Origin of the sequence: Variovorax endophyticus, assembly GCF_025376855.1 — a bacterium.
GTDB lineage: Bacteria > Pseudomonadota > Gammaproteobacteria > Burkholderiales > Burkholderiaceae_C > Variovorax.
Genome location: NZ_JAHUTH010000003.1, coordinates 83,826 through 109,991, shown reverse-complemented (window position 1 = coordinate 109,991; position 26,166 = coordinate 83,826). Strand labels below are relative to the sequence as shown.

The following is a 26,166-nucleotide window of genomic DNA, read 5'->3' as shown; positions in this document are numbered from 1 at the left end:
GCAGAATGCGCGGACAACGCCTGCCAGGAGACGCCCGCATGCCACGCCACCGCCCCGCCCGCCTGACCCACATCGCCGGCATCGGCGTCGACCGCATGGGCGCCATCGCCGACGACGCCGAGGGCCCGCCCTTCCTGCGGCTCGAGAACCTCGACGTCGACATCCCGCCCGATGCCGAGGCCGTGGCGCGCACCGTGCGCGCCGCCACCGAGGACGCGGACAACAGCTACCTGCCCTTCGTCGGCCAGGCGCGGCTGCGCGAGGTCGCGGCGCGCCATGTGTCCGAGCTCTCGGGCGTGGCCTACGAGGCGCGCCATTGCGTGATCTCGGCCGGCGGACTCTCGGGCATCCTCAATGCCCTGCTGGCCACGGTGGAGGTCGGCGACGAGGTGCTGGTGACCGACCCGACCTATGCCGGCCTGCTCAACCGCATCCGGCTCGCGGGCGGCACGCCGAAGTACGTGCCGTTTCGCTTCACGCCCGGCGGCGAATGGAAGCTCGACCGCGAGGCGCTGCGCGCCGCCGTGGGCCCGCGCGTGCGCACGATGCTGCTGATGTCGCCCTCGATGCCCTCGGGCGGCTTCTTCGACGCCGACGACTGGTGCGCGATCGCCGCGCTGTGCGTGCAGCACGACCTGACGCTGATCCTCGATGCCGCGATGGAGCGGCTGCTGTTCGACGGCCGCGCGCTCATCCATCCGGCCGGGCTGCCCGGCATGGCCGAGCGCACCATCACCGTGGGCTCGTCGGCCAAGGAGCTGCGCATGATCGGCTGGCGCGTGGGCTGGACCGTGGCGCCCGAGCGCTACATGCCCGACCTGGTGGCGGTGTCGCTGGCCAACGTGGTGGTGCCGGTGGGCATCGCGCAGGACGCGGTCGCCACCGCGCTCGCGCAGTCGCCGCGCACGCTGGCGCCCTATGTGGCCGAGCTGGAACGGCGACGCGACACGCTGCTCGACGAACTGCGCGGCCTGCCCGTGGGCGTGCCGGCCGGCGGCTGGTCGATGCTGCTGCGCGCCAGCGATTTCGGCATCGACGGCCAGACTCTCTCCGAGCGGCTGCTGAAGGCGCGCGTCTGCGCCACCGCCATGCAGGGCTGGGGCGAGACGCATGGCGCGCAGTACCTGCGCTTCGTGTTCTCGAACGAGCCGGTGGAGCGGCTGCGCGGCCTAGGCGACAAGGTCCGCGCGGCGCTCGGGGCCTAGGGCCACTCCGCGGGGTGGCTGCCCGGCGGCATCGAGGGCCGCGGCCAGGCAGCCGGCGTGCGCGCGAGCAGCGCGCTGTGCCGCAGGCCCGCGAGTTCGCCGAAGCCCGAGGGCTCGGTTTCCACATAGGGCGCGATGTCGGGCCTGGGCGTGGCGAGCCCGCCGGGCACGCGGCCGAGTCCGCGCAGCCAGTGGCCGGTCTGCGCGAGCGACACCCGCACCAGCCAGCTGCCGCCCTCGCGCTGCTGTCGATGCAGCGCGGCGGCCGCGCCGAAGGCGATCAGGTAGCCCGTGGCCTCGTCGAGGATCTGCATCGGCAGCGGCTTCGGCTTGCCGTCGCCGGCCGCCTCGCCCTCGGCCTGGTTGAAGCCCATAGCGGTCTGCACCAGCGAATCGAAGCCGCGGCGGCCGGCCCACGGGCCCTGCGTGCCATAGGCCGTGAGCGAGACGCAGACGATGCCGGGCCGCAGCGCCGCGAGCTGCGCCGGCCCGAAGCCCAGCGCCTCGAGGCCGCCGGGCCGGTAGCCCTGCACGAACACATGCGCCTGGCCGGCCAGCCGGCGCAGTGCCGCCTGTCCTTCGTCGGTGCGCAGGTCCACGTGCGTCGACAGCTTGCCGCGGCTGGTGTCGGCGATGGCCTCGATGTTGGGCAGCCGCGGCGAGTTGACCAGCAGCACGTCGGCCCCGTAGGCCGCGAGCGCGCGCCCGCCGACCGGGCCGGCCAGGATGCGCGTGAGGTCGAGCACGCGCAGGCCCGCGAGCGGCCGCTGGTCCTCGCGCAGCGGCGGCAATGCAAGCGGTGCCGCGTCGCCGATGCGCTCGATGGTGAACAGCGGCTGCGCGGCGATCGCTTGGCCCTGCGGCGTGGCATCCCATTCGTCGAAGCGGCGCAGCGCGGTGGCCACCAGCCCGCGCGCGGCGGCGGCTTCCTCGAAGTCGAGCGCACGCCAGCCGGCCATCGCGGCCTCGGCATCGGCGCGCACGGCCGTCGCGGGATCGAGGCCCAGCAGGCGCAGCGCGCCTTCGCGGTGGTGCGCGAAGTTGGCGTGGATGCGCACCCAGCCGTCGGAGGTGCGGTAGAGGCCCGAGAACGCGTCCCAGAGCTCGGGCACGCGGCCGTCGAGGCTGAACCAGCCGGTGCATTCGAGCGCGGCATGGCGCATGTCGACCGCGACCGCCTGGCGCGGCACGCCGCGCGCATGGCCGAGTTCGCAGGCCGCCAGCGCGGCCGCGGCGATGCTGCCCTGCGCCGCCGCGCCGACCGCGAAGGACGACGGCAGCACCGGGTCGGCGCCCGTGAGCCGCGCCAGCGGCAGTGCGTCGGCCGGCAGGCCGGCCTGGCGCCAGAGGTCGTGGAGGATGTCGCTCGCGCTCATCTTTCGTTCTCTCCAATGAAAAAAGGCAGGGCCCGCTCGCGCGGCCCTGCCCTTCGTTCGTCGTTGCGGCCTTCGCCTTACTGGATCAGCTTGGCGCCGGTCTTGGCCTGCAGCGCATCGAAGCTCACGCCGGGCGCGAGTTCGATCACCTTGAGGCCCTCGGGCACCACGTCCATCACGGCGAGGTCGGTGATGATGCGGTCGACGACGCCCACGCCGGTCAGCGGCAGGGTGCACTTCTCGAGGATCTTGAAGTCCTCGGTACCGTCCTTCTTCTTGGCCACGTGCTCCATCAGCACGATCACGCGCTTCACGCCGGCCACCAGGTCCATCGCGCCGCCCATGCCCTTGACCATCTTGCCGGGGATCATCCAGTTGGCGAGGTCGCCCTGGGTGCTCACCTGCATCGCGCCGAGGATCGAGAGGTTGATCTTGCCGCCGCGGATCATCGCGAAGCTGTCGTGGCTGCCGAAGATGGCCGAGCCCGGCAGCGTGGTGACGGTCTGCTTGCCGGCGTTGATCAGGTCGGCGTCGACCTGGTCCTCGGTCGGGAACGGGCCGATGCCCAGCATGCCGTTCTCGCTCTGCAGCCAGACTTCCTTGGTGCCCGTGTGGTTGGCCACCAGCGTCGGGATGCCGATGCCGAGGTTGACGTAGAAGCCGTCTTCCAGCTCTTGCGCGGCGCGCGCCGCCATCTGGTCTTGGGTCCAGGGCATCTCAGGCTCCTTCTTTCTTGTTGACGACCTTGGCCGGCACTTCGCTGCCGGCGGCGGCCTGGGCGATGGCCGTCTGGGCCTCGACCTTGGCGGCCGCGGCATCCACGCCGGCGCTCACGGTGCGCTTCTCGATGCGCTTCTCGGGCGTGGCGTTGAGCACCAGGCGGTGCACGTAGATGCCCGGCAGGTGGATGTCGTCGGGGGCCAGCTCGCCCACCTCGACGATCTTCTCGACCTCGACGATGCAGATCTTGCCGGCCATCGCGGCCGCGGGATTGAAGTTGCGCGCCGTCAGGCGGAAGCGCAGGTTGCCAGACTTGTCGGCCACGTCGGCCTTGACCAGCGCCACGTCCGGCACCAGCGAATGCTCCATCACGTAGGTCTCGCCGTCGAACTCGCGCAGTTCCTTGCCCTCGGCGACCTGCGTGCCCACGCCGGTCTTGGTGAAGAAGGCCGGGATGCCGGCGCCGCCGGCGCGCAGCTTCTCGGCCAGCGTGCCCTGCGGCGTGAATTCCAGCGCGAGCTCGCCCGCCAGGTACTGGCGTTCGAATTCCTTGTTCTCGCCCACGTAGGAGGCGATCATCTTCTTGATCTGGCGCGTCTCGAGCAGCTTGCCGAGGCCGAAGCCGTCGACGCCCGCGTTGTTCGAGATCACGGTGAGGTTCTGCGCGCCGGAATCCTTGAGCGCGTCGATGAGCGCCTCGGGAATGCCGCACAGGCCGAAGCCGCCGACCGCGAGCATCTGCCCGTCGGCCACGACCCCCTTGAGCGCCGCCTCGGCGGAGGGATAGATCTTGTTCACTCGTGCTCCTTGATTGGCTGTGTCGAGAGTGGGTGGGAAAGCCCTGAACGATACTACGTACCCGCATACGTAGTATTTCGTAATGGTGACCCCCGATGCAGGAGACGACCGATCGCAAGGCTGAGGCGGCAACGCCCGACATCGACTACCGGCTGGCCTTCGAGCACGCCCCGGTCGGGATGGTGGTGTCGCGCCACCGCGCCATCGTGGCCTGCAACCGGCGCGTGTGCGAGATCTTCGGCGCAACGCCCTCCGCGCTGGTGGGGCATTCGTTCAGCATCCTCTACCCCAGCCTCGCCGAGTTCGAGCGCATCGGCAAGCGCATGGAGCCGATCATGAATGCCAGCGGGCACTACGCCGACAACCGCATGATGCGCCGCCTCGGCAGCCTGCACGGCGCGATCGCGGGCGAGACCTTCTGGTGCCATGTCACCGGCCATGCGATGAACCGCGCCATCCCGCACGAGTCGGGCATCTGGACCTTCGAGGACCTGGGCTCGCGCCGCGCGACCAAGGCCCAGCTCACGCCGCGCGAGCGCGAGGTGGCGGCCCAGGTGATGCGCGGCCTGACCTCGAAGGAGATCGGCAAGGCACTGGGCATCAGCCACCGCACGGTGGAACTGCACCGAGCGCGGCTGATGCGCAAGTACGCGGCCGCTACCACGGCGGAGCTGGTGCAGAAGCTGATCGCTGGCTGACCGGCGCGCCGCGCAGATCGCGCCGTGACCGCGGAGGTTCCCTTCGATCGTTGCCGAAACGGAAACGCCGTGTCGATGAAAGGCACGAACCACGGCGCTGTCGCAGGACTATCGTTGCAGTCATGCGGACACGGTGTCCGCGTCACTGTTCAAGGAGTCGTCTCATGACCACAGCCCTTCATTCCGAAAAGACCCTTCTGCAATCGCGCCTGGCCGCGCATGCCCATGTGCTCGCCGTGCACAAGGCACCGGTCGCGCTGACGCTGGCCGCCGTCATCCTGTCGGTGCTCGGCGTGCGCGCCTGACCCTGGCACCTTGCCAGGGCTGAACGAGGGGCGCCGCGCCCCACGCATCGCACGATGCGCCCACGGCGTCCCTCATTCAGCGCTCATTCTTCGCTATGCTCTGCGCCCTTTGGCAGGCACGCGCATGGCGATTCCCGACGAGATCCTTCCCTTCTGGCAACGCTTCGAGGCGGCCCTCGGCGCCGAGGCATCCGGGCGTTTCATCGAGGCCTTCCACTTCGACGACAACGAGGCCGGCGCCACCGAGCTCGCGCAACTCGTGCTCGAGGGCCGCAAGCGCGGCACCGCGAGCCTCGAATGGTCCTTCGCCGCCACGGGCCGCCCGCGGCCGCGTCCCGGCGATCTCAGTGTGGTGACCGACTGGCACGGCCGGCCGCTGTGCGTGATCGAGACGCGCGCGGTGGTGGTGATGCCCTTCGAGGAGGTCGGCGCGGACTTCGCGGCGGTCGAGGCCGAGGGCGACGGTTCGCTGCGCTACTGGCGCGAAGGCCACTGGCAGTACTTCAGCGGCGAGTGCGAGCGCATCGGCCGCACGCCAGACATGCGCATGCCGGTGCTGTGCGAGACCTTCGAGATGGTCTGGCGCGACTGAGCGATGCGCGCCGTGCGCCGCGGCACCTCAGTCGGTGCCGACCATCACGCTCGAGGCCTTGATCACCGCATAGGCCGTCTGCCCTTCGGCCAGCTTGAGCGAATCGGCCGAATTGCTGGTGATCGTCGAGACGATCTGGATGCCCGGCGCGATCTCGAGCGTGACCTCGGTGCTGACGGGGCCGCGGACGATGGAAATGACCTTGCCCGAAAGGACGTTGCGTGCGCTGATCTTCATGAATGCTCCTGGTTGGGTGTGAAAGCCCCCGGGCGGCCGCGATGCGCGTCGCCGGGGCGCGAGGCATGGTAGCGTGCCCGCCCTCGGCCCGGCACGGACCGGTACGCCGCGCGCTTCAGGAGGCCGGCAGCGCGCCGAGCAACCCGTCGACCCACCCCTGCAGGTCGAGGTCGCGAAAGCTGCGCAGCGCGGCATCGAGCACCGCTCCATGCGGCTGCTGCGCCAGCACCACCAGGCCGATGTCGCGCTGCAGTTGCGGCGACATCGGCCGCCAGCGCAGCTGCTCGGCGCCCTCGGCCAGGCACAGCACGCTGTGCGGCAGGATGCCGTAGAGGCCGGCCTGGCGCACATGCGCGTAGAGCACCGTCATCGAATCGGTCTCGACCTGCGGCACGGCCTTCACGCCGGCGGCGGCGAAGGCCGCGTCCATGCCGCGGCGGCACTGCATGTTGGTGGTGAACAGGCACAGCGGCAGGCTCGCGGCATCCGACCACGACATCGAGGCCGCGCCCTCGAACATGGCTTCGTCGGCCGCCACCAGCACATAGCGCTCGCGGAACACGGGCAGGGTCTGGAAGGCACCGAGCCGGTCGTCGTCGAGGTAGCTCAGGCCGATGTCGAGCTCGAAGTCGGCGATCTTGCGCAGGATCTCGGCGGCCGACAGCGTGTAGACCTCGTGCTTGAGCCGCGGATGCCGGCGCAGGCAGTCCTGCGTGAGCCGCGGCACCAGCGGCAGCGCGGCCGGGATCGCGCCCATGCGCAGCACGCCCACGGGATCGTTGCCGCCGGCGCGCGCCTCCTGCCGCAGGCCCTCGCAGTCGGCGAGCACGCGGCGCGCCCAGGCCAGCACGCGCTCGCCGTCGGCCGTGAAGCCCTCGAAGCGCCGGCCGCGCTGCACGATGACCACGCCCAGCTCTTCCTCGATGCTGCGGATGGCGCCCGAGAGCGCGGGCTGCGAGACGTTGCAGGCGGCGGCGGCGCGGCCGAAGTGCTGTTCGCGCGCGAGCGCGACGACGTAGTTCAGCTGGCGGATGAACATCGGGGCGAGGCGCGCGCCCGGCTCAGCCGTGCCGCGGGCAGATCGGCGACGTGCCGGACGGTCCGTCCTCCCTGCCCTCGCCCTGTGCCTGCGTGCCTTCCGCCGGCCCCGAGAAGGCCGCGGCGAAGCAGCCGATGCCCGCGCTGCGCAGCGGCAGGTAGCGCACCTGCTGGCGCGTGCACAGCCGCTTGAGGTTGTCCACCGATTCGTGGTCGATGCAGTCGACCGGAAAGACCACCACGTGGGCCCAGGACACGGCCGCGGCCAGCAGGCCTGCGCGGTCCTCGAGGCCGCCGCCGTGGCGCCGGAATTCCCCGCCATGGCGCAACACGAGGTCGCGGATCGCCGGATAGGTGCTGGGCCGCCCGCCCACGTAGAGGATGCGGCGACCCTGCAGCTGCGCGTCGAGCTGCGCCAACTGGTCGTTGCGCCCGCCATCGCCCGCGTTGAGCCGCAATTGCAGCTCGGCGGCCCCGAGCTCGCGGCCCAGCGCCTGGGTGTGGCGGCGCAGATGCTCGAGCGTCTCGGCGAGCTGCGCCGCCTCGGCCTGCGCGGCGGCGGCGGTCTGTTCGGCGCGTTCGCGGCGCGCGGTCTGCAGCGCGATCAGCGCGGCCGCCTTCTCGCTCCGGTCGGTCGCCTCCACCCGCTCCTGCCGGTCGGGGGCCGCGGCGGCCGTGGCCTCGATCAGCTCGCGCCGCAGCGCCGCGATCTGCCGGTCCCGCTCCTCCACCAGTTCCTGCGAGCGCAGCTGCTGGCGGTCGAGCTTCTCGCGCAGCTCGGCGTTGTCGCGCTCCAGCGCCACCAGCCGGCGGATGTCGGCGCGATTGGCCGCGCCGACCAGGTGCGAGAGCATGTGGACGTCGCCGAACACGCGCTGGCGCAGCGCGGGCGTGGTCTTGCGGTGCGTCAGCACGGCCCAGTAGGCGCCGGGCACCTCGCCCTGGTGCAGCGACTCGTCCCAGTAGGCGGTCAGGGCTTCGGCATCGGCCAGCTTCGCGGTGCGCTGCAGCGCCGGCGCATGCCGGTGGTCGAGCGCCTTCTGCAGCGCCTTCGCGACCTGCGGCTCGTGCGAGGTCAGCCGCACCGCGTCGTGATGGATGTCGAGGTCGCTGGCGCCCTTCACGTCGGCGAAGCGCGCCATCAGCTTGCGCAGCTCGGCGGTGCTCAGGCAGGTGCCGATCACCGAGCAATGGAGGTGGTGGTCGAGGTCCGCCAGCCTCGCACGGCCGGCCACGGCGGCCTCCGGCGCCTCGGGTTCGGGCGTGGCGCAGCATTCCACGGCGGCATAGCGCAGCGGCGAATCGGCGCGATCGACGCGCGTGAGCGCGGCATCGGCGGCGGCGAGAAGGCGGAAAGGCGGCTGCTGCATCGGCGGGGCGCGCGAAGGCGCGGTCTGGCGAAAACGACACCGCAATATACGACGCAACATAACGAAAGCCAAGCGGCGGGCTTTTCGCCCGCCGGAAGGCTGCCGCGGCGCGGGCAGGCTCAGGTCTTGACGCCGTCGCGCTCGCGCGCCTCGAGCACGGCCCATTCCTCGTCGGTGAACAGCCGCGAGCGGGTCAGGAAGCGCACGCCCTCGGGCCCCTCGAGCGAGAACATGCCGCCGCGCCCCGGCACCACGTCGATGATCAGCTGCGTGTGCTGCCAATACTCGAACTGCGGGCCGCTGATGTAGAACGGCATGCCGCCGATGTGGCCCAGCAGCCGGTCGTAGTCGCCGACGATGAACTCGCCCTGGGCATAGCACATGGGCGCGCTGCCGTCGCAGCAGCCGCCCGACTGGTGGAACATCAGCGCGCCGTGCTTCGCGGCAAGCCTGTCGATCAGCGCCAGCGCCGCGTCGGTCGCGGTCACGCGCGGGACTTCTTGTGTCATGGAAAGCCTTCCTTCGGGGATGCACGAACGCCCCGCGCGTCCCGTCTCGGGCCGCGCGGGGCGTGCCTTGCGGCAGGGGATCAGAAGAAGCCGAGCTTGTTCTCGCTGTAGCTCACCAGCAGGTTCTTGGTCTGCTGGTAGTGGTCGAGCATCATGCGGTGGTTCTCGCGGCCGATGCCCGACTGCTTGTAGCCGCCGAAGGCCGCATGCGCCGGGTAGTGGTGGTAGCAGTTGGTCCACACGCGACCGGCCTGGATGCCGCGGCCCATGCGGAAGGCGCGGTTCATGTCGCGGCTCCAGACGCCGGCGCCCAGGCCGTAGAGCGTGTCGTTGGCGATCGCCAGTGCCTCCTCCTCGTCCTTGAAGGTGGTGACCGAGACCACCGGGCCGAAGATCTCCTCCTGGAAGATGCGCATCTTGTTGTGGCCCTTGAACACGGTCGGCTTCACGTAGTAGCCATCCTTGAGGTCGCCCCCGAGCGCGTTGCGTTCGCCGCCGATCAGCACCTGCGCGCCCTCCTGCCGGCCGATGTCGAGGTACGAGAGGATCTTCTCGAGCTGCTCGCTCGAGGCCTGCGCGCCGATCATGGTCTCCATCTCGAGCGGGCTGCCCTGACGGATCGCGGCCACGCGCTTCAACGCGCGCTCCATGAAGCGGTCGTAGATCGACTCCTGGATCAGCGCGCGCGAGGGGCAGGTGCAGACCTCGCCCTGGTTGAGCGCGAACATCGCGAAGCCCTCGAGCGCCTTGTCGAAGAAGGCGTCGTCCTTCTCCATCACGTCCTCGAAGAAGATGTTGGGCGACTTTCCGCCGAGCTCGAGCGTGACGGGGATCAGGTTCTGGCTCGCGTACTGCGAGATCAGCCGGCCCGTGGTGGTCTCGCCGGTGAAGGCGATCTTGCCGATGCGGTTGCTCGAGGCCAGCGGCTTGCCGGCTTCCACGCCGAAGCCGTTGACCACGTTGACCACGCCCGGCGGCAGCAGGTCGCCGACGATCTCCATCAGCACCAGGATCGACACCGGCGTCTGCTCGGCCGGCTTGATCACCACGCAGTTGCCGGCCGCGAGCGCGGGCGCGAGCTTCCACACCGCCATCAGGATCGGGAAGTTCCACGGGATGATCTGGCCGACCACGCCGATCGGCTCGTGGAAGTGGTAGGCGAAGGTCTCGTGGTCGATCTCGCTGATGCCGCCTTCCTGCGAGCGGATGCAGGAGGCGAAGTAGCGGAAGTGGTCGACCGCCAGCGGCAGATCGGCCGCGGTGGTCTCGCGGATCGGCTTGCCGTTGTCCCAGGTCTCGGCGGCCGCGAGCACGGCCAGGTTCTCCTGCATGCGGTCGGCGATGCGGTTGAGGATGTTCGCGCGCTCGGTGGTGGAGGTGCGGCCCCAGGCGGCCTTGGCCTTGTGCGCCGCGTCGAGCGCGCGGTCGATGTCGGCGGCGCTCGAGCGCGGCACCTCGCAGAAGACCTGGCCGGTCACCGGCGTGATGTTCTCGAAGTACTGGTTGTCCACCGGCGCGACCCATTCGCCGCCGATGTAGTTGCCATAGCGCTTTTTGAACGGCACCGCGGTACCGAATTTGCCCGGTTCGAGCATGTCCATGCGTGTCTCCATTGCGTTGACGGCGCCGCGACATGCGGCGTCCCGCACGAAGGTCTGCAAGGCCCGTACCCGCCGGCCTCGGTGAAATCCCCAGCATGCCGGCCCGGGGCAAGGCCCTGTCGCAAGGGTTTTCTTTCGCAATCTGCGACATATCCGTGCGAACACGACGGTTAGCATGTCGCGAAAGGCGAACCGGTGCGAACCGGCGCGCACCCCGAACCGACTGGAGCCGTGGATGACCGACTCGCAATCGCCCTCGTCGCAGGTGGAACAGGCCCGGGAGCTCTTCTTCGTGCAGGGCCGCGATCCGGAGCCCTGGATCGCGCCGCACATCTCGCGTTCGTGGCGCCGCAGCCGGCCGGTCGATCCGCGCGGCGGCGACTGCGAGCCGCTGGCGCTGGCGCTGCTGCGCGAGCGGCGCGAGCAGGCGATGCGGCTGCTCGACTGCGCCCAGCCCGAGCTCGACGGGCTGGCCGAGCACGCCACCGGCAACGGCTGCGTGGTGGTGCTGTCGGACGCCAGCGGCCTGATCCTCGACGAGATCGGCAGCCCCGACTTCCTGCCCAAGGCCGAGCGCCTCGCGCTGCGGCCGGGCGCCGGCTGGTCGGAGCACCAGCGCGGCACCAACGCCATCGGCACCGCGCTGGCCGAGCGCGAGGCGCTGATGGTGCTCGGCGGCGAGCACTACCTGGCGCGCAACGGCACGCTGGGCTGCGCGGCGGCGCCGATCTTCACCGGCCGCGGCGAGGTCGCGGGCGCGCTCGACATCTCGGGCGAGACGGTGCGCGTCAACAGCCATGCGCTCGGGCTGGTGCGCATGGCGGCGCAGCAGGTCGGCCACCGCATGATGCTCAGCGAGGCCAGCGGCCACCTGCTGCGCTTCCATCCGCGGCCCTCGCTGATCGGCACCGCGCGCGAAGGCCTGATGGTGATCGCCGACGGCCGTATCGTCGCGGCCAACCACGTGGCCCTCGAGCTGTTCGGGCGCTCGTGGCAGGAGTTGCTCGACCTCGATGCCGCCACCTTTCTCGGCCGCGACTGGGCACGCATGGAGCGCCGCCGCAGCCTGCTCACGCTGCCGGGCGGCCGCCAGATCGCGACCGTGCTCGAACGCTCGACCCGGCCCGGCGAAACGCTGTCGCGCGGCGCGCGGCGCCAATGGACGCCCGAGGATTCGGCCGCCGCGCCGCCGCCCGACGACGTGCAGCCGCTGCTCGAGCGCGCGGTACGGGTGCTGAACCAGGGCGTGCCGGTGCTGGTGAACGGCGAGACCGGCAGTGGCAAGGAGGTGTTCGCGCGCCGGCTGCATGCCGCGAGCCGGCGCAGCGCGGGGCCCTTCGTCGCGGTCGACTGCGCCTCGCTGCCGGAGACCCTGATCGAGGCCGAGCTGTTCGGCTACGAGGACGGCGCCTTCACGGGCGCCCGCCGCCGCGGCGCGCCGGGCCGCATCCGCGAGGCGCATGGCGGCATGCTGTTTCTCGACGAGATCGCGGAGATGCCGCTGGCACTGCAGACGCGGCTGTTGCGCGTGCTCGAGGAGCGCACGGTGCGCCCGCTCGGCGGCGGCCAGGGCGTGGCGGTGGATTTCGACCTGGCCTGCGCCACGCACGGCGACCTGCCGGCGCTGGTGGCGGCCGGTCGCTTTCGCGCCGACCTGATGTACCGCGTGGCCGGCTTCACCGTGGCGCTGCCGCCGCTGCGCGAGCGCGCCGACCGGCATGCGCTGATCGCGCGGCTGTTCCTCGAATCGGGCGGCGCCGCGCGCGAGCTGCGGCTGGAGGACGAGGCGCTCGAGGCGCTCGCGGCCTGCCCCTGGCCCGGCAACGTGCGCGAACTGCGCAGCGTGCTGCGCTCGATGGTCGCGCTGGCCGAGCCCGGCGACGCGGTCGGGGTCGATGCGCTGCCGGCGAGCCTGCGCGCGATGCCCGCGACGCCCGCGACGGCGGCCGCCTCCGTCCGGGACGGTGCGAACCCCGCCTTCGGCAGCCCACCGCCGCTCGTGACCATCACGCGCCAGGCGATCGCGCAGGCGCTGCAGGACTGCGGGCACGACGTGGCCGAGGCCTCGCGCCGGCTCGGCATCCACCGCAGCACGGTCTACCGGCACCTGGCGCGCGAGCGCGGCCGGCGGCCGGCGGATTGAACGGCGGCAGGTAGATTCCCCGCGCGCGCCACGCCTTTCGCTATGTTTTTTAAAATATAGCGCATCGCTCGCTGTCCATCCGCTGCCCCCTCCACGCTTCCGTGTTCCCCATGATCAGCACCACCCCTCTCCACGGCCTGCTCGCGCTCGCCGACGAGCGCCACCTGGGCCGCGCGGCCCAGGCCAGCCGCATGTCGCCGGCCGAGTTCGCGCAGGCCCTCCAGGCGCTCGAGGCCGAGTACGGCCATGCCTTGCTGCGCACCTCCGAGCCGTCCGTCGAGCGCAGCCAGCGCTTCGAGGGCTTCACGCCGCAGGGCGAGCAGGTGCTGGCCTGGGCGCGCGGCTTTCTCGCGCAGAGCGAGGCCCTGCGGCAAGAACTCCAGGCCTCGCGCACCGAGGCCGCGCTGGCGCCGCTGCTCGAGCGCCGCTCGGTCTCGCCCAAGCGGCTGCGCCCGCCCGCGCCCACGGCCGAGCACATCGACGCGATGCTGCAGGCGGCATTGCGCGCGCCCGACCATGGCGGCCTGCATCCCTGGCGCGTGATCGAGTTCCGCGAGGCGCAGCGCGCCGCGCTGGCCGAGCGCTTCGAGGCCGAGAAGCTGCGCCGCGATCCGCTGGCCTCGGCCTCCGACCGGCGCCGCGCGCGCGAGCATGCGACGCGCCCGCCCGCGCTGCTGGCCTTCGTGGTCGTGCCGCGCGCGCGCAGCAGGGTGCCGGCGCGCGAGCAGTGGCTGGCCGCCGGCGCCGCGCTCGGCAACCTGCTGAATGCCGCGCACCAGCTGGGCTTCGGCGCGATCGTGCTGAGCGGCGAGCGCTGCTTCGATCCGGTGCTGGCCACCGAACTCGGCGTGCGTCCCGAGGAATTCCTCGCGGGCTTCGTGAGCATCGGCAGCGTGGCCGAGGCACCGCCCGCGCGCGATCACGCGCTGCCGGGCGAGGTCTGGTCGGCCTGGACGCCGCCAACCGTGCCCACGCCCTCCCCCGACCTCACCCACTCCGACCCGTCACGATGAGCACCCTCCCGACAAGCCGCACCGAAGCCACTGGCACGAAGTTCTCGCTGGCCGCCATGCAGCGCGCACGCGCGCTGTCGCAGCTCGCTGTGCGCCGCATCGCCTCGGCCGTGCGGCCGGGCATGACGCAGCGGCAGGCCTGCCATCTCGCCACCGCCACCCTGCAGAAGCTGGAGATCGAGCGCAACTGGCATCCGGTCATCGTGCGCTTCGGCGAGGACACGCTCAAGACCTTCCGCGAGGAATCGGATCCGGCGCGCGTGCTCGGCGAGCGCGACATCTTCTTCATCGACATCGGTCCGGTCTGGGACGGCCACGAGGGCGACGCGGGCGACAGCTTCGTGGTCGGCGACGACGCGCGGATGGCGGCCTGCGCCGAGGCCGCGCGCACGCTGTGGCACGAGGTCGCCGCGCGCTGGCGCGCCGACCGGCTCAGCGGCCAGGCGCTCTATGCCTTCGCCGCCGAGCGCGCGCAGGCCATGGGCTGGCGCCTCAATCTCGACATCAAGGGCCATCGCGTCTGCGACTTCCCGCATGCGATCTACCAGGCCGGGCGGCTCGGCGATTTCGGCCTCTGTCCCGCGACCGGGTTGTGGATCCTCGAGATCCAGATCGCGCATCCCGCGCTGCCCTTCGGCGCCTTCTACGAAGACCTGCTGATCGCCGACGACGCGGCACGGGCCGCCGCGGGCGGGGCAGCCACGGAGCAGCTGTTCTCGTACGGCACGCTGCAGCTGCAATCGGTGCAGATGGCCACCTTCGGCCGGCTGCTGGCCGGCCGGCTCGACCAGTTGCCCGGCTACCGCCTGGAGCGGCTCGCGATCCGCGATCCGGCCGTGGTCGCGACCAGCGGCAAGAGCCATCATCCGATCGTGATGCCCACGGGCCGCGCCGAGGACGGCGTCGACGGCGCGGTGTTCGCGATCACGCCGGCCGAGCTCGCGCTGTCGGATGCCTACGAGGTCGAGGACTACCGGCGCGAGCGGGTGCGGCTCGCTTCGGGCCTCGAGGCCTGGGCCTATGTCGACGCGCGCGGCCAGCCCCGCTGAGGCTGGCGCGCGCGCGGCTGCCGCTCAGGGCGTGTCCGCCGCGAACACCTCGATCGCGACCAGGTTCGACACCGAGCGACCCTGCTTGACCTCGCCCGGCACCACGAGGCGCGCGACGCCGTTCGCGCCGAGCCCCGCGCCGTTCATGTCGTAGGCGATGAGCGCGCCCTTGTTGCCGAAGCCCGGATCGATCTCGCCGAGCGAGACCGCGGCGCGGTAGCCGTCGCTGCCGGTGGCCACGGCATACATCGACAGGCTGGGGTTCTTGCCCGCGGGCAGGCGCAGGCCCAGGCTGTTGAGCAGCGTCCAGAGGCTGACGCCGGTGTAGACGTTGGCGCCCACGGTCTGGGTGACCGGCACCATCGCCTGCAGCGCCTTGAGGTCGAAGCTCAGCGGCGTGGTGACCGCGCCCGACACCGCGAAGCTCGCGGACACCCCGCCGCCCGTGCCGGCGGCGGTGGCGGCCGAGGGCTGCACCCGCAGCCGCACGAGTTGCGAGACGTAGCGCCCGCCCTTGATGTCGCCCGGCGCGGTGACGCGGAACGGCCCGTCGGCCGCGGCCAGCGGCCCCGAGCCGGCGCCGGTGGTTTCGGCATAGGCCACGATGGCGGGCTTGTTGCCGAAGTCGGGATTCAGCTCGCCGAGCGTGAACACCACCTTGTAGCCGTCGGCGCCGGTGGCCAGCAGGTAGCGGCTGAGCACGTCGTTCTTGCGGGCGGCGTCGGTCTGGATGCCCGCGTCGGACAGCAGCGACCAGAGGCTGGTGCCGGTGTAGGTGCGGGTCTGGGGCGTGCTGCCGCTGTTGAAGTTCACCGTCTGCGTGATCGCGGCGCGAGCGGCCAGGTCGGCCTCGGCGTAATCGGCGGGACGGTCGACCGCGCCCTCGAGCTTGACCGCGGGTGCCGGCGGCGCGGGCGGCGACGGCGGAGGGGGAGATGGCGGTGCCGGCGCGGGAGGCGGCACGGTCGGCAGGAACACCGCGCCATCGCCACCACCGCCGCCGCAGCCGGCGACCACGACCGCCACCAGACCGGACATCACGCCCGCGGACCAATGTTTCATATCCACCTCGTCTCCATGTTTTTCGATATGTTTATTTTTACATAGCGAATTCATTCGAATCCAATAGCTCTATTCGTATGCGATTCATCACTGTGCATGTATGGATACGGCGAAGGGCCGATCTCCGCCGCGACTGAACAGCGTGCGCCCTTGCCCGTCCCTTCATCAGGCGAGAGACTTCGCCCTTGCCCTCACTTCCGGTCCCCGCATGCCCTCCGACGCCGCCCTGCCCGCTTCCGGCCTCTCGGCCGTGCCCTCCACATTGCGCATCCCGCTGGCCGCGCGCGCCTTCGGCGATGCGATGTTTCCGCGCCTGGCGATCGGCGACGCGAGCGCGGCGCGCCTGCTGGCCACGCTCGAGGACCAGGCTCCGCCGCTGCCGCGCGACCGCGCCACGGTCTACGGCGTGCTGGCACGCACGCGCTGCTTCCGCGCGCTCGCGCGCGACTTCCTCCAGGCGCATGCCGGTGGCCATGTGGTCAACCTCGGTTGCGGCCTGAGCCACTACTTCCAATGGCTCGACGACGGCCGCTCGCGCATGACCGACGCCGACCTGCCCGAGGTGCTCGCGGTGCGCCGCGCGCTGATGGCCGACGACGAGCCGCGCCACGAGGTGCGGCCGCTCGACCTCACCGCCCCCGGCTGGTGGGACGGCCTCGGCCTGCCCGCGCGCGACGGGCCGCCGGTGTTCCTGTTCTCGGAAGGCGTGCTGATGTACCTCGAGCCCGCGCAGGTCGAGGCGGTGTTCGCGACCTTCGGCGAGCGCGCGCCCGCGGGGTCGGTGCTGGCCTTCGATGCCATGTGCTGGCTCGCCACCGGCCGCGCGCACCGGCATCCCTCGGTGCGGCTCACGGGCGCGCAGTTCCGCTGGGGCCTGCGCCGGCCGGCCGAGCTGGCGCGCGCGCATCCGCGGCTGCGGCTCGCGGGCATCCATGAGGTGATGACCGGCTATGGCTTTCCGCACGGAATGCTGTCGCGTGCGATCGGCGCCGTCTTCGGCGTGCCGATGTACGCGGTGTATGCGCTGCATGCGGCGGGCTGAGCGCGACCCGATACACAAACGCACAATTTCGTCGCATCGCCGGCCTTGTCCGGCGGCGTTTGCGCGGAATGGCTGACGCGCCGCGGGCCGCCGCGCGGGCAAGCTCCAGTCTCGTCCCGCCCACCGAACCTGCGCCTCCCGGCACAGGCCGGTGCCTTCACGACGGAGGAGTTTCGCGCTGCATTAGGATCGCCCGGCCGTCGCGCCGGCGCCTACTCTCCTTCGTCCACTCCCCGGAGTTCGCCCGAACTCGCCAAAGCCATCGCAACCCTCAAGAAAACAATGCTTGATCGCCGATCCTTCCTTGCCGCCGGCAGCACCGCCGCCGCCCTCGCCGCCCTCGGGCTGCCCGCCGAAGCGCTGGCCGCCAACGGGCTGCAGCTGAGCCAGCCCCGGCCCTTCTCGTTCGACAACCTGATCGCGGAGGCCAAATCCCTCGCCGGCCGGCCTTATGCCGCGCCGGCGCCGCTCGCGCCGCAGGTGCTCGACAAGATCGACTACGACGCGCACGGCAAGCTCAAGTTCGACCCCGCCAACGCCTTGTTCCGCGACGGCCCCGGCGCCTTCCCGGTCACCTTCTTCCACCTCGGCCGCTTCTTCCAGACGCCGGTGCGCATGCACGTGCTCGAGAGCTCCGACGGCGACGGCTTCGCGCGCGAGGTGCTCTACAGCCCGTCGTACTTCTCGATGCCGGCCGACAGCCCGGCGCGCGCGCTGCCCGAGGGCGCCGGCTTCGCGGGCTTCCGCCTGCAGGAAAGCCGCCTGGGCGACCAGAGCAAGCTCGACTGGCAGAAGAACGACTGGGTCGCCTTCCTCGGCGCCTCCTACTTCCGCGCGATCGGCGAGCTCTACCAGTACGGCCTGTCGGCGCGCGGCATCGCGCTCGAGGTGGCCGTGCCCGACCGGCCCGAGGAATTCCCGGCCTTCACGCGCTTCTATTTCGAGACGCCCGCGCCCGGCAACACGACTTCGATGACGGTCTATGCGCTGCTCGAGGGACCGAGCGTCACCGGCGTGTTCAAGTTCGTGATGCAGCGCGGCAAGGCCGTGATCATGGACATCGACTCGCGCCTGTTCCTGCGCCGCGACGTGGCGCGCCTGGGCCTGGTGCCGCTGACCTCGATGTACTGGTATTCCGAGACCGCCAAGCCCACCGCGATCGACTGGCGTCCCGAGGTGCACGACTCCGACGGCCTCGCGATCTGGAACGGCGCGGGCGAGCGCATCTGGCGCCCGCTCAACAACCCGACGCAGACGCGCGCCTCGGCCTTCGCCGACACCGCGCCCAAGGGCTTCGGCCTGCTGCAGCGCGACCGTTCCTTCGATCACTACCAGGATGGCGTCTACTACGAGAAGCGCCCGAGCCTGTGGGTCGAGCCGCTGGGCAACTGGGGCGAGGGCTCGGTGCAGCTGATCGAGATCCCGACCGACGACGAGATCCACGACAACATCGTGGCCTTCTGGGTGCCCAAGGCCGATGCCAAGGCCGGCGCCAGCTACAACCTCAAGTACCGCCTGCACTGGACCGACCAGGAGCCCTATCCCTCGCCGCTGGCGCGCTGCGTGGCGACGCGCATCGGGCGCGGCGGCCAGCCGGGCCAGCCGCGGCCGCCGGGCGTGCGCAAGTTCATGGTCGAGTTCATCGGCGCGCCGCTCGCCAACATCCCGTTCGGCGTCAAGCCCGAGCTGGTGCTCACGGCCTCGCGCGGCAAGTTCTCCTACATCTTCGCGGAGGCCGTGCCCAACGGCGTCACCGGCCACTGGCGCGCGCAGTTCGACTTCACGGCCGAGGGCAACGAGCCGGTCGACATGCGGCTGTACCTGAAGAACGGCGACCAGACGCTGACCGAGACCTGGCTGTACCAGTACCAGCCGGGCTGAAGCCATCCGCCTTCGGTCGGCGGCACGCGTGGCAGCGCTCGGGGCCATCGGCCGATTGTTGGCGATTCGTGAATAAACAAGTGACGCGCGGCATCTTGGTCCGCGCGGGGGTGGCACCCAAACTTCCTTGCGTTGTCAACGCCGCGTCGCGGCATCACCCAAGGAAAGAAGTCATGTCCACCTCTTCGCTCAAGCTCGATGGAAAGATCGCCCTCGTCACCGGCGGCACCAGCGGCATCGGCCTGGCCACCGCGCAACGCCTCGTGGCCGAAGGCGCCCACGTCTTCGTCACCGGCCGCCGCCAGGCCGAGCTCGACGCGGCCGTGAAAGCCATCGGCCGCAACGTCACGGGCGTGCTCGGCGACGTCTCGAAGCTCGACGACCTCGACCGCCTCTACGACACCATCCGCGCGCAGAAGGGCCGGCTCGACGTGCTGTTCGCCAACGCGGGCGGCGGCAGCCTGCTGCCGCTGGGCCAGATCACCGAGGAGCACTTCGACAAGACCTTCGGCATCAACGTGCGCGGCCTGCTGTTCACCGTGCAGAAGGCGCTGCCGCTGATGGGCAAGGGCTCGTCGATCGTGCTGAACGCCTCGATCACCAGTATCAAGGGCATGCCGGCCTTCAGCGTCTACAGCGCGACCAAGGCCGCGGTGCGCAGCTTCGCGCGCAGCTGGGCCGTGGACCTGAAGGACGCCGGCATCCGCGTCAACGCGGTCAGCCCGGGCGTGGTGCCGACCCCGGCCTACGAGCTGCTGGGCCTCACGCCCGAGCAGGTCGAGGGCTTCATCGAATCGCAGGCCCAGGCCATTCCGCTGGGCCGCGTCGGCACGCCCGACGAGATCGCCAAGGCCGTGGTGTTCCTGGCCTCGGACGACAGCAGCTTCGTCAATGCCACCGAGTTGTTCGTCGATGGCGGCATGGCGCAGATCTGAAGCTCAGCGCTTGGTCACCGAGATCAGCTCGATCTCGAAGTTCAGCGTGGCGTTGGGCGGAATCACGCCGCCCGCGCCGCGCGAGCCGTAGGCGATCGACGGCGGGCAGGTCAGCTTGGCCTTGCCACCCGGCTTCATCTTCTGCACGCCCTCGGTCCAGCACGGGATCACGCCGTTGAGCGGGAACTCGGTGGGCTCGTTGCGCTTGTAGGAGCTGTCGAACTCCTTGCCCGAATCGGGGAAGGTGCCGCGGTAGTGCACCTTGACCACGTCGGTCGCGGCCGGCGAGGCGCCCGTGCCTTCCTTGAGCGACTGGTAGATCAGGCCGCTGGCCGTGGTGACGGGCGCGGACTGGGCCCACGCGGCGGACACGGCGCAGAAGGACACGAGAGCGGCACAGAACAGGGACTTCACGGGATACCTCGAGGGAATGGTGGGAAAGGGCCGATTATGGCCAGCGCGCATGAAGCGCCCGCGCCCCCGGTGGAACGGCCCTTGCTTCGCGGCGGGGGTACTGTCAACATCCCCCGAGAGAGGAACTCCCATGCCTTCCACCGAAGCGAGTTCGGCGATGCCCGCCCACGGCGGCACCGGCCACCTGAAGAAAGTGCTCGGCCCGCTGCAACTGTGGGGCATCGCGGTCGGCCTCGTGATCTCGGGCGAATACTTTGGTTGGAGCTACGGCTGGAACACCGCCGGCACGCTGGGCTTCCTGGTCGCCACGGTGCTGGTGGCGACGATGTACACCACCTTCATCTTCAGCTTCACCGAACTCTCGACCGCCATCCCGCATGCCGGCGGTCCTTTCGCCTACGCGCGCCGTGCCTTCGGCCCGCATGGCGGCTTCGTGGCCGGCTTCGCCACGCTGATCGAGTTCGTGTTCGCGCCGCCGGCCATCGCGCTGGCGATCGGCGCCTACCTCAACGTGCAGTTCCCGGGCATCAACCCGAAGTGGTTCGCGCTCGGCGCCTACGTGATCTTCATCGGCCTCAACTGGATCGGCATCGGCATCGCCGCGGCCTTCGAGCTGTTCGTCACCGTGCTCGCGATCTTCGAGCTCTTGGTGTTCATGGGCGTGGTCACGCCGGGCTGGTCGATGGCCAACTTCGTGGCCAACGGCTGGGCCGGCGGCAGCGTGCTGAACGGCGCGGCCATCGCGGGCATCTTCGCCTCGATCCCGTTCGCGATCTGGTTCTTCCTCGCGATCGAGGGCGCGGCCATGGCGGCCGAGGAAGCGCGCGATCCGCACCGCACGATCCCGATCGCCTACACCACCGGCATCGTCACGCTGGTGGTGCTGGCCTTCGGCGTGATGATCTTCGCGGGCGGCGTGGGCGACTGGCGCAAGCTCGCCAACATCAACGACCCGCTGCCGCAGGCCATGAAGGCCGTGGTGGGCGACAACAGCGGCTGGCTGCACATGCTGGTGTGGATCGGCCTGTTCGGGCTGATCGCCTCCTTCCACGGGATCATCATGGGCTACTCGCGCCAGATCTTCGCGCTGGCGCGCGCCGGTTACCTGCCGCGCTACTTCGCCGGCCTGAGCCCGCGCTTCGACACGCCGCACCGCGCGCTGCTGGCCGGCGGCGTCGTCGGCGTGGTGGCAATCTTCAGCGACGAATGGGTGCAATTCGGCGGCCAGACGCTCACGGCAAACATCGTGACCATGGCCGTGCTCGGCGCGATCGTGATGTACCTGGTCTCGATGGCCGCGCTGTTCAGGCTGCGCCGCACCGAGCCCGCGCTGCCGCGCAGCTACCGCGCGCCTTTCTACCCGGTGTTTCCCGCCATCGCGCTGGGCCTGGGCCTGGTGTGCCTCGGCGCGATGGTGTGGTTCAACCCGATGCTCACCCTGCTGTTCCTCGTGCTGATGGCGCTGGCCTACGGCTACTTCCTCGCGACCTCGGCGCAGCGCCGCGCGGCCGCGCCCGACGAGATGCTGTCGGCGCCCACCTCCACGCCCGCCGCCTGATCGAACGATGCGCTACCGCACCACCATCGCCGGCCAGGGCTTTTCCTTCGACGACCTGCGCCAGGTCATGGCCGCGGCCAGCCCCGCGCGCTCGGGCGACTACCTCGCGGGCATCGGCGCGGCCACCGCGCAGCAGCGCATGGCCGCGCGCCACGTGCTGGCCGACACGCCGCTCGCGCAGTTCCTCAACGAGGCGCTGATCCCCTACGAGAGCGACAACATCACGCGGCTGATCATCGACGGGCACGATGCGCCGGCCTTCGCGCCGGTCTCGCACCTCACTGTCGGCGACTTCCGCAACTGGCTGCTGTCGGAGCAGGCGGACACCGCGGCGCTCACGGCCCTCGCGCCGGGCCTCACGCCCGAGATGGTGGCGGCGGTGTCGAAGCTCATGCGCAACCAGGACCTGGTCTCGGTCGCGAAGAAGTGCAACGTGGTCACGCGCTTTCGCGACACCATCGGCCTGCCCGGCCACCTCGCGGTGCGGCTGCAGCCCAACCATCCCACCGACGACCTGCGCGGCGTGGCCGCCTCCACGCTCGACGGCCTGCTCTACGGCGCGGGCGACGCGGTGATCGGCCTGAACCCGGTGTCCGACAGCCTGCCGGTGCTCGGCCGCCTCCTGCACATGCTCGACGAGCTGATCCAGCGCTTCGAGATTCCCACCCAGAGCTGCGTGCTCACGCACGTCACCAACACGCTGCGCCTGGCCGAGGCCGGCGCGCCGGTCGACCTCGTGTTCCAGTCGATCGCGGGCACCGAGAAGGCCAACCTCTCGTTCGGCGTCACGCCCGAGCTGCTGGCCGAGGCCCACGACGCCGCGCAGTCGCTCCAGCGCGGCACCATCGGCGACAACCTCATGTACTTCGAGACCGGCCAGGGCAGCGCGCTGTCGGCCAATGCCAACTTCGGCGTCGACCAGCAGACCTGCGAGGCGCGCGCCTATGCGCTGGCGCGCCGCTACAAGCCGCTGCTCATCAACACCGTGGTCGGCTTCATCGGCCCCGAGTACCTGTACGACGGCAAGCAGATCATCCGCGCCGGCCTCGAGGACCACTTCTGCGGCAAGCTCATGGGCCTGCCGATCGGCTGCGACATCTGCTACACCAACCATGCCGAGGCCGACCAGGACGACATGGACAACCTGCTGGTGCTGCTGGGCACCGCGGGCATCAACTTCATCATGGGCATCCCGGGCGCCGACGACGTGATGCTCAACTACCAGAGCACCTCGTTCCACGACGCGCTGTTCCTGCGCCAGACCCTGGGCCTGAAGCGCGCGCCCGAGTTCGAGGCCTGGCTGCAGCGCATGCAGATCACCGATGCGGCGGGACGGATCGCGCCGCCCTCCTCCAACCGGCTGCTGGCCGGCATGGGCGCCCTGTCGGCGCTGTCCTCATGAGCGATCCGGTCACGCCCAACCCCTGGGGCCAATGGCGCTCGGCCACGCCCGCGCGGCTCGCGCTGGGCCGCGCCGGCGCCGGCATGCCGACCGACGAGACGCTGCGCTTCGGCTGGGCCCATGCGATGGCGCGCGATGCGATCCATGCGGCGCTCGACGTCGATGCGCTCGAAGCCGCGCTGCGGCACGACGGCTGGCGGACCGTGCGTGCCCGCAGCCGCGCCGAGGACCGCGCCACCTACCTGCGGCGGCCGGACCTGGGACGGCAGCTCGATGCCGGCGACGCGGACCGGCTGCGCGCCAGCGCGAATGCGCCGGTCGACGTCTGCATCGTGATCGGCGACGGCCTGTCCTCGCTCGCGGTCGCGCGCCACGCGGCGCCGCTGCTCGCGGCGCTGCGCCCTCACCTGCCGCCCGATACCCGCTTCGCCCCCGTCGTCATCGCGACCCAGGCGCGCGTCGCGCTCGCCGACGAGGCAGCCGAGCTGTTCGGCGCCACGCTCTCCGTGATGCTGATCGGCGAACGGCCCGGCCTCAGCTCGCCCGACAGCCTCGGCATCTACCTGACCCACGCGCCGCGCAAGGGCCGCCACGATGCCGAGCGCAACTGCATCTCGAACGTGCGGCCCGAAGGCCTGTCGTACGAGCTCGCCGCCTTCAAGCTGACCTGGCTGATGCGCGAGGCGCTGCGGCGCGGATTGAGCGGCGTGGGGCTCAAGGACGAGAGCGATCTGGCGGTGCTGGAGGCGGGTGGTGGGCCGCAGGCGCTGCCAGGCGCGTAGCCACCGGGCCGGCGTGCCTATGATGGCGCGCAGAACCACCCGGAGACACCATGACCACCCGCTACCCCCTGGCCGAACTCGAGAACCTGCCCGAAGACATCCGCACCGCCATCCTCGCGGTGCAGGAAAAGGCCGGCTTCGTGCCCAACGTGTTCCTCGCGCTCGCGCGCCGGCCCGCCGAATGGCGCGCCTTCTTCGCCTACCACGACGCGCTGATGCTCAAGGAGGAAGGCTCGCTGACCAAGGGCGACCGCGAGATGATCGTGACCACCACCAGCGCGGCCAACCAGTGCCTCTACTGCGTGGTGGCGCACGGCGCGCTGCTGCGCATCTACGAGAAGAAGCCGCTGGTGGCCGACCAGGTGGCCGTGAACTACCGCAAGGCCGACATCACGCCGCGCCAGCGCGCGATGCTCGACTTCGCGATGAAGGTCTGCGAACGCTCGCACGAGATCGACGACAGCGACTTCGCACCGCTGCACGCGCACGGCTTCGACGACGAGGACATCTGGGACATCGCGTCGATCACCGCTTTCTTCGGCCTGAGCAACCGGCTCGCGAGCTTCAGCGGCATGCAGCCGAATCCCGAGTTCTTCCTGATGGGGCGACTGCCGCGCGAGAAGAAGTAGGCGGCGCGGCCGGCGCTCAGGCCGCGCCGCCCTTACGGCAGGTGGCCAGCGCATCGAGCGCGGGCTTGTAGGTCGGCGTGTTGACGTCCATCAGGCCCAACACCGTGTGATAGAGGTTGTCGTGCGTGAGCGGCGCATCGAGGCCGGCTTCCATGCACGGGCGCGACAGCTTGCGGCGCTCGCTCAGTCCGGCGCTGAACCAGGTGACCATCGGCACATGCTTCTGCGCCTCGGGCGCGAAGCTGTAGGGCACGCCGTGCAGGAACAGGCCGAACTCGCCCAGCGATTCGCCGTGGTCGCTCACGTAGAGCAGGCCCGGGTCGTACTGCTTCGACTGGCCCTTGAGCCAGTCGATGGTGCGGCCGAGGAAGCGATCGGTCTGCGCGATCGAGTTGTCGTAGACGTTCATCAGTTCGGTGTGGCCGCACTCGGCGAGCGCATTGGTCTTGCACTCGGGCTGGAAGCGCTTCATGTCGGCGCCCGAGCGCTTGTAGTAGGCGGGCCCGTGGCTGCCCATCTGGTGCATCACCAGCACGACGCCCTTGGCGCGGCGCTCGGCCGGCAGCGCGGCGATGCGCGCATCGAGGCCCTCGAGCATCACGTCGTCGAGGCACTCCTCGCCGTCGCACAGCGCGCTCTTGGTGGCGGGCGGCAGGTTGTCGAAGGCCGAGGCATTGGGAATGCGGGCACAGACGCCCTTGCAGCCGGCCTGGTTGTCGAGCCAGAACACGGCCAGCCCGGCGGCCTGCAGCACGTCGACCAGGTTCTCGTAGTCGTCCTTGCGCGATTCGTAGCCCTGCTTGCCCAGCGGCGAGAACATGCAGGGCACCGAGGCCAGCGTGTTGGTGCCGCAGGAATAGACCTCGCGGTAGCTCAGCACGCCGCGCTTCGCGAGCTCAGGCGTGGTGTCGCGCGCATAGCCGTTGAGGCCGAAGTGATCGGCGCGCGCGGTCTCGCCCACCACCACCACGAACAGCGGCGGCTTCTGCTGGGCCGCGTAGCTCGCGCCCAGCGTGGTGCCCGCGGTGATCGGGATCAGCTTGCCGCTGCGCTTGAACAGCGGCTTGATGAACACCGCGCCGGTCGAATAGAGGCTGGCGATCGGGTTCATCATGTAGCGCAGGTGCACGTTGTTGCGCATCAGCGGCGCCAGCTGCCGGTTCATGGCGACGGCCGCGACCAGCGCGACGACCACCATGAGCAGCAGCAGCACGGCGTTGCGCCAGAGCTGCGACAGCCAGCGCATCGGTACGATACGCGCGAACCACAGCACGACGCCGACCGGCGCGACCACCACCAGCAGGTTGAAGCCCATGCGCCAGCTCAGCAGGTCGCGCGCCTCGTTGGGATCGGTCTGCAGCACGTTGGCGATCATGGTCGGATCCATGACCACGCGGTACTCGAGCATGTAGTGCTGCACCAGCGCCGCCAGCACGGCCACCGCGAACCACAGGGGCTTCATCCAGCGCGACCAAGCGGTGAACGAGAGCATGGCCACCGTGCCGCAGAAGCTCAGCAGGCTCATCGCGGCGATGGTCGGAAGGTAGGTGCTCGGTGCGCCGCCGATACGGGCCAGCTCGTTCCACAGCGGCCAGTTGGCGGCCACGCCCAGGTACAGGGCCAGCCACAGCACCAGTTGCCGGGCCGATCGCGGCCGCTCCAGCCATTGCCGCACCGTCTCCCACGAGGATGCGGGCGCGGGGCCCGGCGAGGGTTCGGAGATCGATGGGATGCCGGACCGGAGCGGCGCGGGCTCTATGCGCGTGACAGACATGCGACAAATATAGGAAGCGGGCCTGAAAGGAGC

Annotated in this window: 25 protein-coding genes; 14 read left to right on the top strand and 11 right to left on the bottom strand. The window is 70.7% G+C overall.

Annotation, left to right across the window (positions count from 1 at the left end; translation table 11 throughout):
- Window positions 1-38 precede the first annotated feature (38 nt).
- The gene (locus tag KV106_RS05200) at window positions 39-1,205 is read left to right on the top strand and encodes a pyridoxal phosphate-dependent aminotransferase (RefSeq protein WP_261206774.1); all 1,167 of its coding nucleotides are present in this window, start codon (window positions 39-41) and stop codon (window positions 1,203-1,205) included.
- Here the strand turns inward: KV106_RS05200 and KV106_RS05195 are convergent.
- The 3 genes from KV106_RS05195 to KV106_RS05185 form a co-directional block, all read right to left on the bottom strand.
- Entirely contained in the window at window positions 1,202-2,581 is a 1,380-nt protein-coding gene (locus KV106_RS05195) for a CoA transferase (RefSeq protein ID WP_261206772.1), read from the bottom strand. The genes KV106_RS05200 and KV106_RS05195 overlap by 4 nt on opposite strands.
- Before the next feature lie 77 nt (window positions 2,582-2,658).
- Window positions 2,659-3,297, bottom strand: a complete 639-nt coding sequence (locus KV106_RS05190) for a 3-oxoacid CoA-transferase subunit B (protein WP_057595049.1) — start codon at window positions 3,295-3,297, stop codon at window positions 2,659-2,661.
- Between the two features lies 1 nt (window position 3,298).
- Complete coding sequence (locus KV106_RS05185) at window positions 3,299-4,099, bottom strand: CoA transferase subunit A (protein ID WP_057595048.1); 801 nt, start codon at window positions 4,097-4,099, stop codon at window positions 3,299-3,301.
- 95 nt (window positions 4,100-4,194) lie between these two features.
- On the opposite strand from KV106_RS05185, the gene KV106_RS05180 reads away from it, so the two are divergent.
- The 3 genes from KV106_RS05180 (at window position 4,195) to KV106_RS05170 (ending at window position 5,694) form a co-directional block, all read left to right on the top strand.
- Window positions 4,195-4,797, top strand: coding sequence for a LuxR C-terminal-related transcriptional regulator (locus tag KV106_RS05180; protein ID WP_261206766.1), 603 nt, complete (start codon window positions 4,195-4,197; stop codon window positions 4,795-4,797).
- A 164-nt stretch (window positions 4,798-4,961) separates the two neighbouring features.
- Complete coding sequence (locus KV106_RS05175; RefSeq protein ID WP_261206764.1) at window positions 4,962-5,102, top strand: hypothetical protein; 141 nt, start codon at window positions 4,962-4,964, stop codon at window positions 5,100-5,102.
- Between the two features lie 124 nt (window positions 5,103-5,226).
- Entirely contained in the window at window positions 5,227-5,694 is a 468-nt protein-coding gene (locus KV106_RS05170) for an ASCH domain-containing protein (RefSeq protein WP_057597433.1), read from the top strand.
- 27 nt (window positions 5,695-5,721) lie between these two features.
- On the opposite strand, the gene KV106_RS05165 is transcribed toward KV106_RS05170, so the two are convergent.
- The 5 genes from KV106_RS05165 to adh form a co-directional block, all read right to left on the bottom strand.
- Complete coding sequence (locus KV106_RS05165) at window positions 5,722-5,931, bottom strand: TOBE domain-containing protein (RefSeq protein ID WP_057597434.1); 210 nt, start codon at window positions 5,929-5,931, stop codon at window positions 5,722-5,724.
- Window positions 5,932-6,046: 115 nt separating this feature from the next.
- Window positions 6,047-6,970, bottom strand: coding sequence for a LysR family transcriptional regulator (locus tag KV106_RS05160; RefSeq protein ID WP_261206760.1), 924 nt, complete (start codon window positions 6,968-6,970; stop codon window positions 6,047-6,049).
- A gap of 22 nt (window positions 6,971-6,992) precedes the next feature.
- Complete coding sequence (locus KV106_RS05155) at window positions 6,993-8,339, bottom strand: DUF2325 domain-containing protein (protein WP_261206758.1); 1,347 nt, start codon at window positions 8,337-8,339, stop codon at window positions 6,993-6,995.
- Window positions 8,340-8,458: 119 nt separating this feature from the next.
- Window positions 8,459-8,848 (bottom strand): DUF779 domain-containing protein, encoded by a 390-nt coding sequence (locus KV106_RS05150; RefSeq protein ID WP_057597437.1) that lies wholly within the window; start codon window positions 8,846-8,848, stop codon window positions 8,459-8,461.
- Between the two features lie 80 nt (window positions 8,849-8,928).
- Window positions 8,929-10,449, bottom strand: a complete 1,521-nt coding sequence (gene adh / locus KV106_RS05145; RefSeq protein ID WP_057597438.1) for an aldehyde dehydrogenase — start codon at window positions 10,447-10,449, stop codon at window positions 8,929-8,931.
- A 235-nt stretch (window positions 10,450-10,684) separates the two neighbouring features.
- On the opposite strand from adh, the gene KV106_RS05140 reads away from it, so the two are divergent.
- The 3 genes from KV106_RS05140 to KV106_RS39995 all read left to right on the top strand — a co-directional run bounded on the left by KV106_RS05140 (window position 10,685) and on the right by KV106_RS39995 (window position 14,654).
- On the top strand, window positions 10,685-12,592 hold the full coding sequence (locus KV106_RS05140) for a sigma-54-dependent Fis family transcriptional regulator (protein WP_261206754.1): 1,908 nt from the start codon (window positions 10,685-10,687) through the stop codon (window positions 12,590-12,592).
- Window positions 12,593-12,702: 110 nt separating this feature from the next.
- Window positions 12,703-13,605 carry a nitroreductase gene (locus tag KV106_RS05135; RefSeq protein WP_057597440.1) on the top strand — a complete coding sequence of 301 codons (903 nt, stop codon included), beginning with the start codon at window positions 12,703-12,705 and terminating at the stop codon, window positions 13,603-13,605.
- Window positions 13,602-14,654: a M24 family metallopeptidase gene (locus tag KV106_RS39995; RefSeq protein WP_314733628.1), complete on the top strand. Its 1,053-nt coding sequence runs from the start codon at window positions 13,602-13,604 to the stop codon at window positions 14,652-14,654. Before KV106_RS05135 ends, KV106_RS39995 begins: the two co-directional genes overlap by 4 nt.
- A 24-nt stretch (window positions 14,655-14,678) precedes the next feature.
- Here the strand turns inward: KV106_RS39995 and KV106_RS05120 are convergent, their stop codons facing one another.
- Window positions 14,679-15,716 (bottom strand): molybdopterin-dependent oxidoreductase, encoded by a 1,038-nt coding sequence (locus KV106_RS05120; protein WP_261206750.1) that lies wholly within the window; start codon window positions 15,714-15,716, stop codon window positions 14,679-14,681.
- Window positions 15,717-15,924: 208 nt separating this feature from the next.
- On the opposite strand from KV106_RS05120, the gene KV106_RS05115 reads away from it, so the two are divergent.
- The 3 genes from KV106_RS05115 (at window position 15,925) to KV106_RS05105 (ending at window position 19,574) form a co-directional block, all read left to right on the top strand.
- Entirely contained in the window at window positions 15,925-16,758 is an 834-nt protein-coding gene (locus KV106_RS05115; RefSeq protein WP_261206747.1) for a class I SAM-dependent methyltransferase, read from the top strand.
- A gap of 282 nt (window positions 16,759-17,040) precedes the next feature.
- A complete protein-coding gene (locus tag KV106_RS05110) occupies window positions 17,041-18,639 on the top strand; it encodes an OpgD/OpgG family glucan biosynthesis protein (RefSeq protein ID WP_261206745.1) in 1,599 nt (532 codons plus the stop codon).
- Between the two features lie 173 nt (window positions 18,640-18,812).
- The gene (locus KV106_RS05105) at window positions 18,813-19,574 is read left to right on the top strand and encodes a glucose 1-dehydrogenase (RefSeq protein WP_261206743.1); all 762 of its coding nucleotides are present in this window, start codon (window positions 18,813-18,815) and stop codon (window positions 19,572-19,574) included.
- Between the two features lie 3 nt (window positions 19,575-19,577).
- Here the strand turns inward: KV106_RS05105 and KV106_RS05100 are convergent, their stop codons facing one another.
- Window positions 19,578-19,988 (bottom strand): FKBP-type peptidyl-prolyl cis-trans isomerase, encoded by a 411-nt coding sequence (locus KV106_RS05100; protein WP_057597061.1) that lies wholly within the window; start codon window positions 19,986-19,988, stop codon window positions 19,578-19,580.
- A gap of 130 nt (window positions 19,989-20,118) precedes the next feature.
- On the opposite strand from KV106_RS05100, the gene eat reads away from it, so the two are divergent.
- The 4 genes from eat to KV106_RS05080 are packed head-to-tail and all read left to right on the top strand — an operon-like array spanning window position 20,119 to window position 24,359.
- Window positions 20,119-21,546: an ethanolamine permease gene (eat, locus tag KV106_RS05095; protein ID WP_261206740.1), complete on the top strand. Its 1,428-nt coding sequence runs from the start codon at window positions 20,119-20,121 to the stop codon at window positions 21,544-21,546.
- Window positions 21,547-21,553: 7 nt separating this feature from the next.
- Window positions 21,554-22,948 carry an ethanolamine ammonia-lyase subunit EutB gene (locus tag KV106_RS05090; RefSeq protein ID WP_261206738.1) on the top strand — a complete coding sequence of 465 codons (1,395 nt, stop codon included), beginning with the start codon at window positions 21,554-21,556 and terminating at the stop codon, window positions 22,946-22,948.
- Window positions 22,945-23,730: an ethanolamine ammonia-lyase subunit EutC gene (gene eutC, locus KV106_RS05085; protein ID WP_261206736.1), complete on the top strand. Its 786-nt coding sequence runs from the start codon at window positions 22,945-22,947 to the stop codon at window positions 23,728-23,730. The genes KV106_RS05090 and eutC overlap by 4 nt, the downstream gene beginning before the upstream one ends.
- A gap of 50 nt (window positions 23,731-23,780) precedes the next feature.
- On the top strand, window positions 23,781-24,359 hold the full coding sequence (locus KV106_RS05080; RefSeq protein WP_057597065.1) for a peroxidase-related enzyme: 579 nt from the start codon (window positions 23,781-23,783) through the stop codon (window positions 24,357-24,359).
- Between the two features lie 16 nt (window positions 24,360-24,375).
- Here KV106_RS05080 and KV106_RS05075 read toward each other — a convergent pair whose 3' ends face one another.
- Entirely contained in the window at window positions 24,376-26,133 is a 1,758-nt protein-coding gene (locus KV106_RS05075; protein ID WP_261206731.1) for a phosphoethanolamine transferase, read from the bottom strand.
- Window positions 26,134-26,166: the final 33 nt, after the last annotated feature.